The sequence below is a fragment of the Pelagerythrobacter marensis genome (genome assembly GCF_036700095.1).
GTDB lineage: Bacteria > Pseudomonadota > Alphaproteobacteria > Sphingomonadales > Sphingomonadaceae > Pelagerythrobacter > Pelagerythrobacter marensis_A.
This window is the reverse complement of record NZ_CP144918.1, coordinates 1,625,703-1,643,592: the sequence shown is the minus strand read 5'-3', so window position 1 is coordinate 1,643,592 and position 17,890 is coordinate 1,625,703. Positions and strand designations below refer to the sequence as shown.

Sequence of the window (17,890 nt, the reverse complement as noted above, 5' to 3'; positions counted from 1 at the left end):
CCTTGAGGGGGAGGCTGGGTGGGGGTGTGCCACGCCGCCGGCCTGGACGCGCGCCTTGCGGCGCGCTCCCCCGCCCCCGACCCCTCCCCGTCGGGGAGGGGAGGTTCGGCCGCTTCGCCATGTTCACGCCGCGCGCGACAGCACCGGCTCGGCCGTTTTGCGGCTCGGGCTGGTGCGGACATGGGTGGCGTAGAGCGTCAGGCCGGTGAAAGTCAGCCCGCCGACGAGGTTGCCGAGAACGGTGGGGATCTCGTTCCACCAGAAATAGTCCCAGACCGAGAAGGCCCCGCCCATCATCAGCGCGCTGGGGAAGAGGAACATGTTCACGATCGAATGCTCGAACACCATGTAGAAGAACAGCATGATCGGCATCCACATGGCGATCACTTTGCCCGAAACGTTGGTCGAGATCATCGCCCCGACCACGCCGGTCGACACCATCCAGTTGCACAGCATCCCGCGCACGAAGATCGTCAGCCACCCGGCAACGCCGAACTCGGCGTAACCCAGCGTGCGCCCTTCGCCGATCGAGGCGATCCGCTGGGCGACCTCGTTGGGTTCCGTCTGGAAGCCGTACGTGAAATAGATCGCCATCATCACGGCGGTGGTCAGCGCGCCGGCGAAATTGCCGGTGAACACCAGGCCCCAGTTGCGCAGCACGCCGCCCCAGGTGCAGCCGGGCCGCTTGTCCCACACCGCCAGCGGGCAGAGCACGAACACCCCGGTCAGCAGATCGAAGCCGAGCAGGTAGAGCATCACGAAGCCGACCGGGAACAGCACCGCGCCGAGCAGCGCATCGCCGGTCTGGACCGTGATCGTGATGGCGAAAGCTGCCGCCAGCGCCAGCGTGGCGCCGGCCATGAAGGCGCGGATCAGCGTGTCCTTGGTCGACATGAAGATCTTGGATTCGCCGGCGTCGACCATCTTGGTGACGAATTCCGAAGGTGCGAGGTAGGACATTGAAAATTCTCCTCGATTGGAAGCTGGGGTTAGAAGCCGATTTCGGCCTGGAGCCAGAATTTCTCGGTATCGACGGCGAACCCGTCGGCCTGGTAGTTCGCGTATTTCGCCAGCAGCGCCGCCGGTCCGAGCGTGAAGCCGAGCGAGGCGTCCCATTCGTGGCCGTAGTCGAGCCCGCCGAAGGCGCTGTCGAATTCGTGATAAGTGAGACCGGCCTTGAGGCCGGGCAGGAACGGCACGCCGATCGCGCGGCCGACGGTGACGTAGTGGTCGCGCAGGCCCGCGGCGGGGGTCGTCAGGAACACATCCGCCCAGCCGTTGAAGGCGTGGAGCGTGGCGAGCGGGGTCTGGATCGCGGCCGTCCCGCCATCGCTGCCGAGTTCCTCGTAACCGGCCTTGAGGTCGAAACCGAACACGCTCAGGCCAAGCTGCGCGTTCCAGTAATCGGCATCGTAGGCGACCGGATTGCTGCCGTAGTCGCTCTGGCGCGCGTAGCTGGCCTGCGCTTCGAGCTTGCCGACCGCGGGGATCGCGATCCCGCCGCCGACCCGCACGCCGTAAGTCTGGCTCGAGAACGCCAGCCGCGTGTCGTAATCGATCAGGTAAGCAAACGCCTTCGCCTCGACCGCGGCAAGATCGACCCCGCCGTTGAGCAGCACGAGATCGCCGTCGAAATGCGCGTTCGGGCTGTCGGCGCCGAATATGGTGCGCTGCGAGTTCGCGTAAGTCGCGTCGAGCGAGACCGGGCCGACTTTCGCCTGTCCGCGCACGGCATCGAAAGTCTGCTCGTTCTGCCGCCAGCCGACGTTACCGACAAAGCGCGCATCGTCGAGAATGATCCGCTGCCTACCGACCGTAACGCCGGTGCCGTCCCGCATCCACGACACCTGCAACCGGTTGAGTTCGACATTCTCCGGGTCGGCGACAACCGGGAACGGCTCGACGCCGTTGCCGGGGAGCGTGTCGTTGTAATCGTCGACCAGCACCGCGGTCCCCTCGCCCTCCGCCAGGATCGTGAAATCGTCGACCTTGAACGCGGCGCCGGCACGGACCCGCAGGGTCAGCGCCCGGGCCTCGTCCGGCGCACCGGCCTGGTCGACGACTTCATGACGCAGCCGGGCGGCGAGGATCGGATCGAGCGACGCGCCGCCGCCGATCTCGATCGTGTCGCCCGGTGCAGCCGCGGCCATCTGCGGCCAGGCCGCGGCGAGGACCGGCGCAAGCGCCGCCGGCAGCTTTCGCCAGGACCCTGTTTTTCGCTGAGAACCTGCGTCGTAGTCGCTCACTCGAACCCCTCGCGATCGGCGCGCAACGCAAAAAAGCCGCCTCGACCGGGTCCCGGGTTGGGAGCCAGATCGGGCGGCGACGTTGCCACGCAATGTCAGAACAGAAACGGAAGCGCTATCTGCCCCGACGGTGGGGCAACTCCCGGTCCGCGACGAGTGTTATCGAGTCATATCGCGTTCGCCAAGCAGTTTTTTGCGGTGCAGCAAAATCGGCGGCCGGCGCAGGCGGCAGCGAATCGCACTATCGGGAGCATCGATGTAAATAACCAAATAGCGTCACGATGTCAAGTAAAAAATACCGGTTTGGTTCGTTAGCGACGCCAAGGCGCCAAATGATCCTCCCGATCCCCAGCGAAGGCTGGGGTCTCAGGCCGCCTGGTCGCCCCCGGGCTATCGGGCGAAGCGCCAGTGGCCCGAGGTCCCGGCCTTCGCCGGGACTCGCAACGCCTAGGGCAGCCGCACAAGATACTCTTCGATCTTCTCCGGGTCGAAACTGTCGCCGTCGAAGAAAGTGTTCGGGGACAATGTGATAACCCCCTGCTGCGTACCCACGGTCGTAAGCTGGGCGACGCTCCCCTCGACCTTCGAGCTGGCGCCGGGAAGCGGGTCGCCGGTGTCGTGCATTGCGCTGCGGTATACGTCCGGGCGGAACACCGAGGCGGCGGCGGCCGCCTCCCCGGGCGAGAACGGAGTCCGGTCCCAGCGGGTCATCTGCGAATAGAGCCACAGCGCCTGGCTGACCCAGGGAAAATTCGCCGCCTCGCTGTGCTGGAACATGAAATCGGGGAAATGCACCGGCTCGCCGCCTTGCCGCAGGACCAGCCGGTCGGAGATCGCTCGGCGAATCAGCGCGGGATCGCCGCCGACATATTCGGGCCGGGCGAGAATTGTCGCATTCCCGTCCCAGTTCTCGGGGTCGACGAAGTGCCTGCCGGCCTTGCGCATCGCCCGGATCAGCGCTTCGAAAGCGGGGCGCCGGGCTTCGAGCACGGGGCGGCGCACCGCCAGGACTTTCTCCACGCCCCGGCGCCAGATCTGCGCGGTGGCGAGCACGATCCTCGCCACGCCCCGCTCCACCGAAAGGGTGTTCCACGGCTCCCCGACGCAGGCGCCGTCGATCTCTCCGCTGGCATAGGCGTCGGCGACGAAGGGAGGCGACACGGTCATGATCTCGACATCCTCGTCGGGCCGGATCCCGCATCGGGCGAGCCAGTAGCGCAGCATGTAGTTATGGCTGGAATAGCGATGGACGACGCCGAAGCGCAGCCGGTTTCCCGCCCGCTTGCGCGCCGCGGCCTCGCTGGCGAGCGCGGCGCCGAGTTCGCGCGGGTCCTCGAACCTTTCCGAACGCGCGATCCGGCTTGCCAGGGCGGTCGACATCGTGATCGCGTTGCCGTTGAGGCCGAGCACGAAGGGAACGGCCAGCGGCTGCGCGGGGCGCCCGCGGCCCAGCGTGGCGGCGATCGCCAGCGGCGCGATCAGATGCGCGGCATCGGTGTGGCCGTAGAGCAGGCGGTCGAGAACCGTCGCCCAGCTGACGTCGCGCTGGAAGCCGAGCGAAAGCCCCTCCTCCTCGGCGAAGCCGTGCTCGTGCGCCAGAATCGGCAGGCAGGCGTCGGCCAAGGGGAGGAATCCGATCGTCAGATGTTCGGTCATGCGCCATCTCCCAGCAGATCGTGCGCCGTCACGACCGCTTCCGCTATCTCGGCGATTCGCCGGCTCGAACTCATCGCCTTGCGGCGCAGCTCGGCATAGGCCTCCGGCTCGCTGAGGCCCTTGCCGTCCATCAGGATGCGCTTGGCCCGGTCTATCGTTTCGCGCTCGGCCAGCTTGCCCTCGGCCGCCGCCAGATCGGTTTGAAGCCGGGCGAAGGCGTTGAAGCGCTTGATCGCAAGATCGAGCAAGGGCCTGATCCGGTGGGCCGAAAGCCCGTCCACCACGTAAGCGGACACGCCGGCGTCGATCGACGCCTCGATCGCCTCGTCGTCGGCCGCGTCGACGAACATGGCGATGGGGCGGGCAAGCGCCCGGCTGATGGCGAAATACTCCTCGAGCACGTCCCGCGACGGATTGCCCAGGTCGATCAGGACGACATCGGGCGCGATCGCCTCGAGCCGCGCGATCAGGCCCTGCCGTTCGGTCAGGATGGAAATCTCGCTATCGGGCAGCTGCGCCAGCCCCTCTTCGATGATCGACGCCCTCGTGGTGCTTTCATCGATGATCGCGATCCGCATTCCCTCGTATTGCAACCCCCGGTGCGGGCAATGCAAGCCTCCTCTCGGCCCGATGTACCGACCGCCGCCCATCGCGCGCGCGCCATGGGCTCCGCGCGGCGCCGGAGCGGATCGCAGTCCGGGGGTTTGCGAGGTCGCGGCGGCGAGCCGGCCTGCGAATGCCGGCACCGTCCGCTCCCGGGAATGAAAACGACTCTAGCCGGGCGGCTCGCTGCCCTGGGAACCCCGCCCTCGTTCCGACGGATCGTAGGCGATCAGGCGCGCGCCGCTCTGATAAGTGATCCATCTCCAGAGCCATTGCAGGCTTACAAGCATTCGCTGCTCGAATCCGACAAGCAGGTATACGTGGACCAGCGCCCACAGCATCCAGGCGAACCGGCCCTTCAATCGTCGCTTTCCGAAGTCGAAAATGGCGGCGTTCCGCCCTACGATGGCGGTGTTGCCTCTGTTGCGGAACCGGAATGCAGCAGGCGCCGCGCCTCTTTCCAGTTGGGCGACCAGCGATTTGCCGAGGTGCGCCCCTTGCTGCGTTGCCACCTGGGCGAGGCCGGGCAGCGGCTCTCCGCGATCGTCGAGCGTGAGGGCCGTGTCGCCGATGGAATAGATGTCCTCCGTTCCCTCGACTGCCAGATCCTTCCCGACGGGAATCCGGCCCTGCCGGTCCGCCTCGATTCCAAGCCATTGCGCTGCCGGCGAAGCCTTGACGCCGGCGCCCCAGACCATGGTGCTGGCCCTGACGAATTCGTCGCCGATCAAGGCGCCTTCCGGGCCGATGTCGCGGACAGCCTGGTCGGTGAGAATCTCTACCCCCATGCGCTCGAGGCTGGCGTGGGCGTATCGGGCCAGTTCCTCCGGGAAAGGCGCGAGAATCCTCGGGCCGGCCTCCACCAGGATGATCCGCGCGGAACGCGGATCGATATTGCGGAAATCGCGCCGCAGGCTCCAGCGAGCAAGTTCGGCGATGGCCCCCGCCATTTCCACGCCCGTCGGGCCGCCGCCGACGATAACCGACGTCATCAAAGCCTTCTGCCGATCGCGATCCCGGCACATTTCGGCACGCTCGAAGCCGAGCAGCACGCTGGCGCGAATCTGCCGGGCATCGGCCACCGTTTTCAGGCCGGGGGCATATTTCGCCCAGTGTTCGTTCCCGAAATAATCGTATTTCGATCCGGTGGCGAGGACGAGCCGGTCGTAAGGGACATAGCCCGCCTCCTGGATGAGAACGCGGCGGCGCGCGACATCCACTCCGCCGACCTCGCCCATGACGACATCGATGTTTTCGTGCCGGCGCAGTATCTTGCGGATCGGTTCGGCGATGTCTGCCGGCGACAACGCTGCCGTGGCAACCTGGTACAGCAGCGGCACGAACAGGTGGTAGTTATGCCGGTCGACGATCGTGACCCGGACGGCGTGGCCCCCCATCGCCCGGGCGCAGGCCAGTCCCCCGAAGCCGGCCCCCACGATGACCACGTGCGGGCGCTTGTCCGCTCCTGACGGAGTGAGGTCGATATCGGGGTAGTCGTTCGCGTTCAGCTGCAAATCCGAATCCAGAGGCCACGATGCGCCAGGCTGCTGCCGTTCGGCAACCCGCCTGCATTCCCAAGAGCGCCCGGCCCGGGCAAATGTTCCTTTCGGGCACGAATGGATCAGGCCGGGGCCAGGGCGCCGAACTTGCCCGAGTTGAACTCCGCGATCGCTTCGCGGATCTCGGCCTCGGTGTTCATCACGAAGGGGCCGTAGCCGAACACGGGTTCGTCGATCGGCTCGCCGGTCATCACCAGCAGCATGGCATCGCCGTCGGCCCTGATCGCCGCGCCTTCGCCATCGCGGGAAAGCCACGCGATTTCGGCCTCGCCCACGCCCTTGCCGTCGATGGTGACATGGCCGGAAAGCACCGCGACCATCGCGGTGTGGCCATTGGGCAGCGGCAGCGTGACCTCCGCATCGGCATCGAGCCGAACGTCCCACAGATTGATCGGCGTAAAGGTGCTGGCAGGCCCCTTGGTGCCTTCGAACTCGCCCGCGATGATCCGCGCGCGGCCGCCGTCGAAGGCGACCTCGGAGATCGTGTCGCGCGTGATCGCCTGGTACTTGGCCGGGGTCGCCTTGTCCTTCGCAGGCAGGTTGACCCATAGCTGCACCATGCGGAACGGGCCGCCGGTCTTCGAATAGCCGGGCGAATGGAATTCCTCGTGCAGCACGCCGGACCCGGCGGTCATCCACTGGACTTCGCCCGCGCCGATAGTGCCGCCACCGCCTGTGGAGTCGCGGTGGCTGACCTCGCCGTCATAGACGATCGTGACCGTCTCGAAGCCCTTGTGCGGATGTTCGCCCACGCCGCGCGGACGGCCCTTCACGGGCTCGAAATTCCACGGTCCGGCATAGTCGAACAGCAGGAACGGGCTGATAGCCGCAGCATCGCCGTGATAGCTGAACAGCGAGCGCACGGGAAAGCCGTCGCCGACCCAGTGGGGGCTGTCGTTGCGCAGGATAGTGTCGAGTGTCTTCATCGCTTCGCCTTTCAAGGGGACGTATTCTCGCCCCGCCCCCGGGGCATTGCTTTCGTGTCGACCGGAACATATGTGTGTGCTGACATGTCGGCAAGTACGGTCCAAAAGGATACTGCAATGAACCAGCCCGAAACCCGGCCGGACGGCTGGCATTGCCCGGCAGAAAGGACGCTCGACTTCCTTTCGGGCAAATGGCGCCCAATGGTGATCTTCTGGCTCATGGAAGGCCCCCTGCGCTTCAACGAACTGCAGCGCCGGCTCGGCGCGATTACCCATCGCACCCTGTCGAAGACGCTGAAGGAGATGGAGGCGGACGGACTGGTCCAGCGCAAGGACTACGGCGAGATTCCGCCCCGCGTCGACTACTCGCTGACCGACCGCGGCCGCAGCCTCAGGCCGGTCCTGCAGGCGATGGAAGACTGGGCGCAGGCCCAGGCCGGGAGAAGTCACGGAGAACTGCGATGAGCGGCAATGCCGGCCGGCCGACCGTTCGCTCGTTCGAACCATGGAAAGCCGGTCGTGCCGGCCAGCACCTCGGGCCTGCGTTCCCGATCGACGATCGGGTTCGAATGACCGTTGCCTCCCCCGGCGCTCCACGCGGGAGAACTTCGGCACCGTGGTCCGCCAGCGGCATCGCACGATGCGGCACCGGTCGATAGCGGCGAACGCGATGACGCGCAGGCCGGCCAGCGGGCCCGCTGTCCGGCGGTTTCAGAACTGGCGGCGCTCATGCATTTCCGGTGGCCCGTTCACACCATCAGCCCCATCGGATTCTCGACGAGGCTCTTGAACGCTTCCATCAGCTGCGCGCCATCGGCGCCATCGATGGCGCGGTGGTCGAAGCTGCCCGTCGCGCTCATCACCGTGGCTGCCTGCAGCGCGCCATCGACGACATGCGGACGCCGCTCGCCTGCGCCCGCGGGACATTGTGCAGATGGATAGTGGTAAAGCGTGCCATCGTGGTTCCTCTCATGATGCCGAACGCTACCATCCGGCCATTATGACAAGAAACGAAAATCCAGCGCCGCGCTCCTCCATCGTCCGGGCGAAAAGTTCAGGCGATTTCGCGGGAAAGGAGCTGATGCGCCAGCAGCCGATGGCCGAAAACGAATTGCACGGGTCGATGGCGGGTCGGATACTCGTTCGCCGAACCGCTCCGTCCGGTTGCTCACGACAATATCGTCGCCCGGCATCGAAGCCCGTTCCGTCTGTTGGCCGCGTTCAGGAGGGCGCAGCGCCGCTCGCTTCGATCAGCGTCCGCCACAGCTTCATCCGCGTTTGCGCCAGATCGGCATCGGTCGCGACGCGATAGTTCGACACGATCGCAACGACCATGCGCCGTTCGGGGATCACGGTGATATACTGCCCGAAGATGCCCTGCCCGCCGAAGAAGGCGCCGGGATAGGACCACCACTGGTAACCGTATCCGCGCCCCTCGCCCAGATCGACCATGGCGCCGCCGGCCCGTTCGAACCACCCGTCCGGCACCGAAGGCTGCCCCCCTTCGAGCACCCATTGGCCCATGCGCGCATAATCGGACAGGCGGATCGACAGGCAGCACCCGCCCACATTGCCGCCGGTAAGATCGGTCATCCAGAACAGGTTGCCGGCAAAGCCGGCGGGATCGACGATCTTCTCCTTGGCATATTCCGCCAGCGAGCGCCCGGTGGCCGCAGCGACGATATCGCCCAGCAGGTTCGTCTCCAGCGTCTTGTAAAGCCATTTCTCGCCCGCCGGCGCCTCGCGCGTCAGCGTCTTCGCGAACGTCACCGACTGCGTCTCCCCTTCCTGCGGAGCGATCATCAGCATCCGCGCGACATCGCTGTTCGGATCGGCGTAGTCCTCGTTCCACGCCACGCCCGAAGTCATCGTCGCGACCTGCTCCACGGTCACGCCGTCATAGGCCGTGCCTGCCAGCTCGGGCAGGTAATCGGTCACGGGGTCGGACAGGCTGGCGATATGCCCGTCCTTCACCGCCGCGCCGAGCAGGGTGGAGGTGAAGCTCTTGGCGACCGAGAAGCTGGTCCAGCGCTGGTCCCGCCCGAAGCCCAGGCGATACTTCTCGAGCCGCACCTTGCCGTCCTGGATCACCATGATCCCGGCCGCGTTCATCTCGGCCAGATAGGCATCGACTTTCGCCAGGGTATCGCCGTCGAACGGCTCGCCTGCGGCAAATTCGCGCGGATCCGGGGCGGCGGCGACTTCGGTGCCGGCGAAGTAGTCCTCCATCCGGCGGAACCGGTCGGACCGGGTCGCCTCGTCCCAGAACAGGACCTGCTGATCCTCCAGCGTGACCGATTCGGGCTGCCGCGTCTGATAGACCTGCGGCTCCCGAGCAACGGGCGTGCCCGCGCAACCCGCCAGCAGCGCCGTTGCCAGCGCCAGTTTCCATTTCGCCATTCCCTCACCCCTCCTTGACCAGCGTGACCTGGTGAACGTCGATCCCGCCGCCACGGAACCCGCCTTCGCAATACATCAGGTAATAGCGCCACAAACGCCGGAACCGTTCGTCGAACGCCGCGGGCAGGCGTCCTCCGGCGACCGCATCGTCGAACCGCTGGCGCCACGCCTTCAGCGTGCGGGCATAGTCCTGTCCGAAGGCCTCGCAATCGGCCCACCGCAGCCCCCGCTCGCGCGCGAGGCGTTCGAATTCCTTCGTGCGGATCAGCAGCCCGCCGGGGAAGACATAGGCCTGGATGAAGTCGGCGCTTCGCGCATAGGCTTCGAACAGGCTTTCCTTCATCGAAATGAACTGGATCGCCGCGCGCCCGCCCGGTTTCAGGCAGCGCGCGATACAGTCGAAATAGCTCGGCCAGTATTCGCGCCCGACCGCCTCGACCATCTCGACGCTGACAATGGCATCGAATTGTTCGTCGACATCGCGATAATCCTGATGACGGAAGTCGATGCCCGGATCGTGCCGTTCGCGCGCCCAGGCCAGTTGTTCGTCGGACAGGCTGATCCCGGTCACTTTCGCGCCCGAATGGACGAAATAGTGCGACAGCGCCCCCCAGCCGCAACCGATTTCGAGCACCGAAGCAGGCGTGCCGACCCGTTCGGCGAGCCGTGCCCACTTGCGCCGCTGCGCAGCTTCGAGGTCGTCGCCCTCGCCCCAGATCGCGCTCGAGTAGCTCATCGTGGGGTCCAGCCACTGGCGGTAGAAATCGTTGCCGAGGTCGTAATGGGCATGGATATTGCGCGCCGCGCCCTCGTGCGTGTTGCGGTTCATCCAGTGCGCCAGCCGCGCCGCCCAGCGGAAGGGGCCGCGCGCCCGGCCGGTGTCGCCCAGCGCATCGCCATTGGCCATGAACAGGGCGAAAAGCGGGACCGGATCCGGGCTGTCCCACTCGCCCGCTTCCCATGCCTGATACCAGCCGATCGAGCCATTGGTGGCCAGCCGCATCAGCGCGCGCCAGTCGTGCAGCGTGACTTCCGCCTCGAAGCCGGGCGCCCGCCCGCCGAGCACGCGCGTCGACCCGTCGGGCAAATGTCCGATGATGGACCCGGTTTCGAGGCCTGCATCGACCCGGTCGAGGATCTTGTGGAAACCCGGCGCGATCATGCGAGCGAAAAGCCCCGGGCTGCGCTCGAACCGCGCGCCGCCGGTGAGAAGGGTTTCGCCCCTGCCTATCCCCTCCGCCTTCATGGCAACGCGCTATGGACCGGGCGCCGGACCGGTTCAAGTATCGTTGCGGGACGATTTGCGAACGATCGCGATATGATGCAGGCAACACCTGAAGGAGAATGGCGATGGCGAATCCGGCATTGCGCAACATCGTGGCAACGATCGGCGGGATCGTGGTGGCAGTCGCCGGGGTCTTCGTGGTCGAAGGGATCGGCCATGCGATCTTTCCCCCGCCCGAAGGCTTCGACCTCGCCGTGGCGGACGATCGGACCCGGTTGATGGAATTGATGCCGATGGGGGCCAAGATCTCGGTGGCCGCTGCCTGGTTCCTCGGGGCGCTTGCCGGCGCCTGCACCGCCATCGCGGCGTCGGGCCGCGTCCTGATGGCGTGGATCGTCGGCCTGGTAATCGCACTGGCAGGGCTGTGGACCACGCAGATGTTCCCCCATCCCGACTGGATGCTGGCGGCGGCAGCGGTCCTCCCGCTAGTGGCCGTGCTCGTCGCCAAGCGCCTGATGATCCGCCGCATCGTTTCGGCCTAGGATCGCCTTTCGATGAACGACAGGCATCACTTGCCCGCCGAAACCGTCCGCCTGCCCGAACGCGGATTTGCCCTGGACCGGCGCAAGGCGCTGGCGGCAGGCGTGCTGTGCTGGATCGGCTTTGCTCTCATCGTCTGGCTGGTCGCGAGCGGCCACGCGGACCGCTTCGACCGTGCGGGCCTCCTCATGGCGCGCAGCGGCGAGCAGCTCGGCCTCGCCGGGCCGGCGGCGCTTCGCGAGATCGTGCGCGATGTGACGGCGCTCGGCGGAGTCGTCCTGCGCAACCTGTTCGCGCTCGGCGCGGTCGTCGCGTTGCTGTTCCTGAGGTTGCGGCGCGAGGCGGTGCTGCTCGCTATGACGGTGATCGCGGGCTGGCTGGTCAATAGCGCGCTCAAGCATCTCGTCGGGCGCGAGCGGCCGCAGATCGTGCCGCATCTGATGGACTCGGTGGGGCAGAGCTTCCCGTCGGGTCACAGCTTCAACGCGGCGGCGGTCTACGTCGCCATGGCGCTCGCCTTCGCCGCCATGAGCCGGCGCCAGTGGGTTCGTCTTGCGATTATCGGCACGGCGATGGGGTTGAGCGCGATGGTCGCATGGAGCCGCGTGCTGCTGGGCGTCCATTTTCCGACCGACGTGGTGGCGGGCTGGCTGGGCGGGACCGGTTGGGCGTTTCTGGCGGCGGCGCTGCTCTATCAGCCTGCGAAGGCGGCCGCGGACAGTACTCCGCTTCCCCACCCCCGTTTCTCATGAGGAGCAGACGAAGCCGCAGGCTGAGCACACGTCTCGAATGACCCACGCGGTGCTTCGAGACGGCGCCTCGGCCCTTCGCAAGCTCAGGACCTTCCCGCCTCCTCAGCACGAACGGAAACGGGAAGAGATTCGCAGCGAACATCAGGTAGCGCTACGCTGAACCTGTCGCGCGCGCGCGGATGGTAGAAGCGCGCGTCGCGGATTAGCACTGAGCCGTCAGGCGCACGCTCGGCGAAAGGCGCGCGGGACCAAAATAGAAAAGCGTCTAAATCCCTATTGGATCGACGGAGAAGAACGGTGTCGGGCCAAGCGCATCGCATTTCATCTGGAACGATTGGCACCCATGCTTCCGCGGAACCATCGAGATAGTGCCAGTCGTTCACTTTTCCTGACAACTCGTCTCGTGCGAACGAGAGTACTGGAAGCGGGCTACTGATTGTTTTGGCACTGTCGGATAGCGGGCTAGCGGAATGCCAGCCATGCGATGCCGAGATCGCCCCGTTCAATCCGATATACCCCAAGGCCACCGCAATCGCGATCCGCGCCGGCCGCCGCCACTCCCCGCCCCGCCTCTCCCGCCGGAGCGAGAACCAGGTCGCAAAGCCCAGCAGCGCCCAGAGCCAGACGTCGATGATGAACAGCGTATCGCCGTAGAACCACTGGCTGGAAAACGGCTCCAGCAGGCGAATGCCATAGACGTTGAGCCAGTCGAGCGCCGGGTGGGTGAGGCAGCCGATGAAGGCGAGCGCGTAGAGCCAGCCGAACCGCACCGGCAAGCGCCCTTCCGGCCGCGTCCCGCGTTTCGCCTGCCATCGGTCGAAGGCGTAGAGCAGGCCGGCCAGCACCAGCGGCAACAGAACCCATGCGATCGGCCCGTGCGTGATCCCGCGCCGGAAACCGAGATGCTCGACCCCGTCGAGCCACAGGAAGCATGCCGCATCGACGTCGGGCAGGTTCGCCCCGACGATCAGCGCCGGCATCGCCAGCCCGGTTTTCCGCTTGAGCCCCGCCTGCCCGATCAATGCGCCGACAAGGCTGTGGGTGATGTTGTCCACGTGGTCTCCGTAAAACTCGTGCGTCCCGCCCATCGGGCTGCCGGGACGTACCGTGGATCGCGGGAATCAAAAAGGGCGACGGAGCATGTCCGCCGCCCTTTTTCTTGGCAAGGTTACCCCTGTTTCGGATCAGCCGACGTCGGCACCCGTTCGCGCGGCCGAGAATTCGGACTGCGACAGGTAAGTGTCGCCATCGCGGTCGTAGTAGAAGAACGAATCCGCGGCCTTGTTGGCCTGATCCGCCGTCACGTACGGCGCGTTCTCATCGTTGGGTTTCGGCTCGGTGGGATCGAGCGGAATGGCCCAGATGGCATATTCGGCGACCGACAACTGCCCGTCGTCGTTCCGATCGAGGTACGAGAACGTCATGTTTTCCCGCGCGCGCATATTGGTCTGCGGATCGCGCGGTTCGGAAGCGGCCTGCGCTTCGGCCGGGTCCTGGTCCTCCCCGGCGCCTTCATCGATCAGGCGGACCTGTTCCGACATGATCTCGTCGCGATAGCTGCCGTATTCGTCCTGGAACGCACCCTCGTCGAACGCATCGCGGCGGGCCTGAGCTTCTTCGTTCAACGTGTAATCCCGGCCGGACGGGTCGTAATCCGCGACTTCGGATACATCGTCTTCCACCGCGGAGTCTTCCACCGCGGAACTGTCGGTTTCCGCAACGTCCGGTTCTCCGCACGCGGCCAGCGCAAATGCGAGCGCGGTCGCGGTGGCGAGGGACAAGTGGTACTTCTTCATCGCATGCTCTCCTTCGTGTTGCCCGCCGGGGCGGGTTTCACGATACGAACCAACGAAGCGGCAGAAAGTTCAGAAAAAGATGCCGATTTGCTCAAACCGGGTCGGCGGCGGTTCCGCTGACGGTCCAGGTCTGCCCCTTGCCCAGCAGCCGGGCGAGATCGGGTTCCTTGCCCTCGCTTGCCCGCGCGCGTTCCTCGACCACCGCGGTTTCGAAAGTGGGCCGCGGATCGTCGTAGAGAACGCCCAGCGCCATCGGAAACGGGCCGAACGGCATTTCGACCAGCATGTGCGCGATCGAGCGATTGGTAACGTCGTGCACCAGAACGTCGGCCACCTGCCAATCGCCGTCGACGACATCGACCACCTTGAGTTCCAGCCGGTCGCGGTCGAGCGCGATCCCCTTTGTCTCGCCGGCGAACAGCATCGGCGCCCCGTCCTCGAGCCACAGCTGCCGGTCCTCCGCCCCCTTGGGCGCGGCGAAATCCTCGAACACGTCCTTGTTATAGACGATACAATTCTGGAAAATCTCGATAAAGGCCGCACCCTGGTGAGCATGGGCCGCCTTGAGCACGTCGGGCAGCTTCTTCGACACGTCGAAACCGCGCGCGACGAACCGCGCACCCGATCCCAGCGCGAAGGCGGCCGGCCGCGCCGGATGATCGTAGCTGCCCAGCGGAGTCGAGGGGGACTTCGTGCCCTCGCGGCTCGTCGGCGAAGCCTGGCCCTTGGTCAGCCCGTAGATCTCGTTGTTGAACAGCATGATCTGCATGTTCACGTTGCGGCGCAGCACGTGCATCAGATGGTTGCCGCCGATCGACAGGCCGTCGCCGTCGCCGGTGACCAGCCAGATGTCGAGATCGGGATTGGCCAGCTTCACCCCGGTCGCCACCGCCGGCGCGCGGCCGTGAATGGTGTGAAAGCCATAGCTTTCCATGTAATAGGGGAAGCGGCTCGAGCAGCCGATGCCGCTGATGAACACGGTGTTCGCCGGATCGGCGCCAAGTTGCGGCAGGGTGCGCTGCACCGCCTTGAGGATCGCATAATCGCCGCAACCCGGGCACCAGCGAACCTCCTGGTCGGTTTCCCAGTCCTTGAGCGTGGTCTGCACGGGGGTCATGTCGTTCATTTCTCGACTCCCACGGGATTGGGAAGCTGCTGGTCGTTGGGCTCCACGTCGCCGCCCTCGTTGCCCGGAATACCGTCGAAGTACTTGCCGATCGCCTCTTCCAGCTCCGCGATCTGGAACGGCTGCCCGCTGGTCTTGGTCAGCGGCTCGGCATCGACCAGAAACTGATCGCGCAGCACGGTCTTGAACTGGCCGGTGTTCATTTCGGGCACCAGCACCTTGTCGAAACCGCGCAGCAGATCGCCCAGGTTGCCCGGCAATGGCCAGATATGGCGCACATGGATATGGCTGACGTCCTGCCCCTTGCGCCGCGCGCGGCCGACCGCCTGGTGGATCGGACCGAACGTCGATCCCCAGCCGACCACCGCCAGACGTCCGCTCTCGTTGCCGAGGCAGACGTCCTGATCGGGCACCGCCACGCCCAGGACCTTGTCCCTGCGCGCGTCGGTCATAGTCTGGTGGTTTTCGGGCGAATAATCGATGTGGCCGGTGTCCACCGCCTTCTCGATCCCGCCGATGCGGTGCATCAGGCCAGGCGTGCCGGGCTTGATCCAGGGGCGCGCGCCCTTCTCGTCGCGCTTGTAGGGGAGCAGGTCGTCCCCCGCGTTCTTTTCCGCCAGGAAGCTGACCGGGAACTTTGCGTAGCGGGCCGGATCGGGCACTTTCCACGGCTCGGCCGCATTGGCGATATAGCCATCGGTCAGCAGCATCACCGGGGTCATGTATTCGACCGCGATGCGGCAGGCCTCGATCGCGCAGTCGAACGCATCGCCCGGGCTGCGCGCGGCGATCACCGGCATCGGTGCATCGCCGTTGCGGCCATAGACCGCCTGGTAGAGATCGCTCTGCTCGGTCTTGGTCGGCAGACCGGTCGAGGGGCCGCCACGCTGCGAGTTGACGATCACCAGCGGCAGCTCGGTCATGATCGCGAGGCCCATCGCCTCGCCCTTCAGCGCGATGCCCGGGCCGCTGGACGAGGTTACGCCCAGGCTGCCGGCATAGCTGGCACCGATCGCGGCGCAGATCGCGGCAATCTCGTCCTCGGCCTGGAAGGTCGTGACGCCGAATTCCTTGAGCCGCGCGAGATGGTGCAGGATCGCGCTTGCCGGGGTGATCGGATAGCCGCCGAAGAACATCGGCAGCTCGGCCAGCTGGGCACCGGCAACGAGGCCCAGCGAAACCGCCTCTGCCCCCGTTATCGTGCGATAGAGGCCCGGCTCGCTCGGCACCGGATCGACGTGGACCTGCTTCAGGGGGCCCGACAGCTCGGCGGTTTCGCCATAGGCATGGCCGGCGTCGAGCGCCGCGATATTGGCGTTTGCGATATCGGGTTTGCTGCGGAATTTCTGGCGCAGCCAGTCATGCAGCGGCTCGCGCGGGCGATCGAACATCCACAGCGCCAGGCCCAGCGTCCACATGTTCTTGCAGCGCAGCGCATCCTTGTTGCCCAGCCCGAACGGCTTGACCGCTTCGATCGTCAGCGCGCTGATGTCGAACGCCAGCAGATCGTATTTCGCGAGGCTGCCGTCTTCCAGCGGATTGGCCTCGTACTTCGCCTTGTCGAGATTGCGCTTGGTGAATTCTCCGGTGTCGGCGATGATCAACCCGCCCGGCTTCAGCGCCGCCAGGTTCACTTTCAGTGCCGCCGGGTTCATCGCCACCAGCACGTCGGGCGCATCGCCCGCGGTGTTGATCTGGCGGCTGCCGAAGTTGATCTGGAACGCGGAAACCCCGAACAGCGTGCCCTGCGGGGCGCGGATTTCCGCCGGAAAGTCGGGGAACGTGGCGAGATCGTTGCCCGCAAGCGCGGTCGACAGAGTGAACTGCCCGCCCGTCAACTGCATGCCGTCGCCGGAATCGCCGGCGAAACGCACCACTACGGCATCGGGGGAATCGGCTTCGTGCGGCTTTACGGCGGCCTGGCTAGCCATCGGAATTCCTTTCGCGCACCGCGCCCTGGCGATGCAATCTTCTCGGGGGGCGGCACGTATGCACCCTCCCCCTCTCCCGCAATGAAGTTTTTCTCCCCGGGGAGCAAAATGTCGAGTGGAAAAGCCTTGCCCGCGCGCTAGGATTGCGAAAAGCAACCGATTTGCCGGAGGGGATTATGGCCAAAGCCGATCACTACGTACGCGACGACGTGCGTGCATTTCTCGACATGCTCGAACAACTGGGCCGCCCGGGCGTCGAAGAATTGCCGGTCGAGGAAGGGCGCGAGGGGATGCGCGCGATGGGCCTTCTGGCCGAAGCCGAACCGCGCAAGCTGCCGGTGGTGCGCGACCTCTCCTGTCCCGGCCCCGGCGGCGAGATTCCGCTGCGCTTCTACGACACGCGCGAATCGCGCGAACCCGGCCCTTGCGTCATGTTCATCCACGGCGGCGGGTTCGTGATCGGCGATATCGAAGTGTACCACGCGCTGTGCACGGAAATCTGCCACCAGCTCGACCTGCCGGTCGTTTCGGTCGACTATCGCCTGGCCCCCGAACACCCCTTCCCCGCCGCGCCCGACGATTGCGAGGCGGTGGCGCGCTGGATAGCGACCAGTCCGGCCGAGCTGGAACGCGAATTCACCGGCCTCGTCATCACCGGCGACAGTGCGGGCGGCAACCTGACCATCGTCACCACCAACCAGCTCGGCACCGAACCTGCCGACGTGCCGGTGATCGTGCAGGCGCCGATCTACCCGGTGGCGGACGATCCTGCGCAGCATCGCAGCTTCTTCGACTTTTCCGACGGCTTCCTGCTGACCGGGGCGGCGATGGCGTGGTTCACCGCGCAATATGCCGCCGATCCCGACGACAAGCGCAACATGCCGATGATCGGCGACTGTTCGAACACCCCGCCCACTGTGATTTGCACCGCCGGGCTCGACCCGCTGCGCGATTCGGGCCGCAACTATGCCGCGCACCTGATCGGGCTGGGGATCGACGTCACTTATCTGGAGTTCGCCGGGAACATTCACGGCTTCACGACATTGCGCAAGGCGATCCCGAGCGGGCAGAAAGATCTGGAATCTTTTATCGCCGCAATCAAACTGATGCTGACTCGGCGAACGACCTGA

General features: G+C 65.9%; 16 protein-coding genes and 1 pseudogene. 4 read left to right on the top strand and 13 right to left on the bottom strand.

Annotation, left to right across the window (positions count from 1 at the left end):
• Positions 1-123 precede the first annotated feature (123 nt).
• The 6 genes from V5F89_RS07710 to V5F89_RS07685 form a co-directional block, all read right to left on the bottom strand.
• Positions 124-960 (bottom strand): formate/nitrite transporter family protein, encoded by an 837-nt coding sequence (locus tag V5F89_RS07710; RefSeq protein ID WP_338445079.1) that lies wholly within the window; start codon positions 958-960, stop codon positions 124-126.
• 29 nt (positions 961-989) lie between these two features.
• Positions 990-2,246: an alginate export family protein gene (locus V5F89_RS07705; RefSeq protein WP_338445078.1), complete on the bottom strand. Its 1,257-nt coding sequence runs from the start codon at positions 2,244-2,246 to the stop codon at positions 990-992.
• A 447-nt stretch (positions 2,247-2,693) separates the two neighbouring features.
• Positions 2,694-3,902, bottom strand: coding sequence for an ABC transporter substrate-binding protein (locus V5F89_RS07700; protein WP_338445077.1), 1,209 nt, complete (start codon positions 3,900-3,902; stop codon positions 2,694-2,696).
• On the bottom strand, positions 3,899-4,480 hold the full coding sequence (locus V5F89_RS07695; RefSeq protein ID WP_338445076.1) for an ANTAR domain-containing response regulator: 582 nt from the start codon (positions 4,478-4,480) through the stop codon (positions 3,899-3,901). Before V5F89_RS07695 ends, V5F89_RS07700 begins: the two co-directional genes overlap by 4 nt.
• A 195-nt stretch (positions 4,481-4,675) precedes the next feature.
• Complete coding sequence (locus V5F89_RS07690; RefSeq protein WP_338445075.1) at positions 4,676-6,019, bottom strand: NAD(P)/FAD-dependent oxidoreductase; 1,344 nt, start codon at positions 6,017-6,019, stop codon at positions 4,676-4,678.
• Positions 6,020-6,126: 107 nt separating this feature from the next.
• Positions 6,127-6,990 (bottom strand): pirin family protein, encoded by an 864-nt coding sequence (locus V5F89_RS07685; protein WP_338445074.1) that lies wholly within the window; start codon positions 6,988-6,990, stop codon positions 6,127-6,129.
• Between the two features lie 117 nt (positions 6,991-7,107).
• On the opposite strand from V5F89_RS07685, the gene V5F89_RS07680 reads away from it, so the two are divergent.
• Positions 7,108-7,455 carry a helix-turn-helix domain-containing protein gene (locus V5F89_RS07680; protein ID WP_338445073.1) on the top strand — a complete coding sequence of 116 codons (348 nt, stop codon included), beginning with the start codon at positions 7,108-7,110 and terminating at the stop codon, positions 7,453-7,455.
• Between the two features lie 284 nt (positions 7,456-7,739).
• On the opposite strand, the pseudogene V5F89_RS07675 reads toward V5F89_RS07680, so the two are convergent.
• The 3 genes and pseudogenes from V5F89_RS07675 to V5F89_RS07665 form a co-directional block, all read right to left on the bottom strand.
• A pseudogene (locus tag V5F89_RS07675) lies at positions 7,740-7,907 on the bottom strand (2-oxo acid dehydrogenase subunit E2); the annotation flags it as partial.
• Positions 7,908-8,211: 304 nt separating this feature from the next.
• Positions 8,212-9,390 carry a serine hydrolase domain-containing protein gene (locus tag V5F89_RS07670; protein ID WP_338445072.1) on the bottom strand — a complete coding sequence of 393 codons (1,179 nt, stop codon included), beginning with the start codon at positions 9,388-9,390 and terminating at the stop codon, positions 8,212-8,214.
• A gap of 4 nt (positions 9,391-9,394) precedes the next feature.
• Entirely contained in the window at positions 9,395-10,636 is a 1,242-nt protein-coding gene (locus V5F89_RS07665; RefSeq protein WP_338445071.1) for a cyclopropane-fatty-acyl-phospholipid synthase family protein, read from the bottom strand.
• A gap of 104 nt (positions 10,637-10,740) precedes the next feature.
• On the opposite strand from V5F89_RS07665, the gene V5F89_RS07660 reads away from it, so the two are divergent.
• Together V5F89_RS07660 and V5F89_RS07655 are read left to right on the top strand one after the other, a co-directional pair.
• On the top strand, positions 10,741-11,157 hold the full coding sequence (locus tag V5F89_RS07660; RefSeq protein ID WP_338445070.1) for a hypothetical protein: 417 nt from the start codon (positions 10,741-10,743) through the stop codon (positions 11,155-11,157).
• 12 nt (positions 11,158-11,169) lie between these two features.
• On the top strand, positions 11,170-11,907 hold the full coding sequence (locus V5F89_RS07655; RefSeq protein ID WP_338445069.1) for a phosphatase PAP2 family protein: 738 nt from the start codon (positions 11,170-11,172) through the stop codon (positions 11,905-11,907).
• 83 nt (positions 11,908-11,990) lie between these two features.
• Here the strand turns inward: V5F89_RS07655 and V5F89_RS07650 are convergent, their stop codons facing one another.
• The 4 genes from V5F89_RS07650 to V5F89_RS07635 form a co-directional block, all read right to left on the bottom strand.
• On the bottom strand, positions 11,991-12,962 hold the full coding sequence (locus V5F89_RS07650) for a metal-dependent hydrolase (RefSeq protein WP_338445068.1): 972 nt from the start codon (positions 12,960-12,962) through the stop codon (positions 11,991-11,993).
• 129 nt (positions 12,963-13,091) lie between these two features.
• The gene (locus V5F89_RS07645) at positions 13,092-13,703 is read right to left on the bottom strand and encodes a hypothetical protein (protein ID WP_338445067.1); all 612 of its coding nucleotides are present in this window, start codon (positions 13,701-13,703) and stop codon (positions 13,092-13,094) included.
• Positions 13,704-13,794: 91 nt separating this feature from the next.
• Entirely contained in the window at positions 13,795-14,829 is a 1,035-nt protein-coding gene (locus V5F89_RS07640; RefSeq protein WP_338445066.1) for a 2-oxoacid:ferredoxin oxidoreductase subunit beta, read from the bottom strand.
• A complete protein-coding gene (locus V5F89_RS07635; protein ID WP_338445065.1) occupies positions 14,826-16,760 on the bottom strand; it encodes a 2-oxoacid:acceptor oxidoreductase subunit alpha in 1,935 nt (644 codons plus the stop codon). The genes V5F89_RS07640 and V5F89_RS07635 overlap by 4 nt, the downstream gene beginning before the upstream one ends.
• Positions 16,761-16,936: 176 nt before the next feature.
• Between V5F89_RS07635 and V5F89_RS07630 the strand changes: the two genes are divergently transcribed.
• Positions 16,937-17,890, top strand: a complete 954-nt coding sequence (locus tag V5F89_RS07630; RefSeq protein ID WP_338445064.1) for an alpha/beta hydrolase — start codon at positions 16,937-16,939, stop codon at positions 17,888-17,890.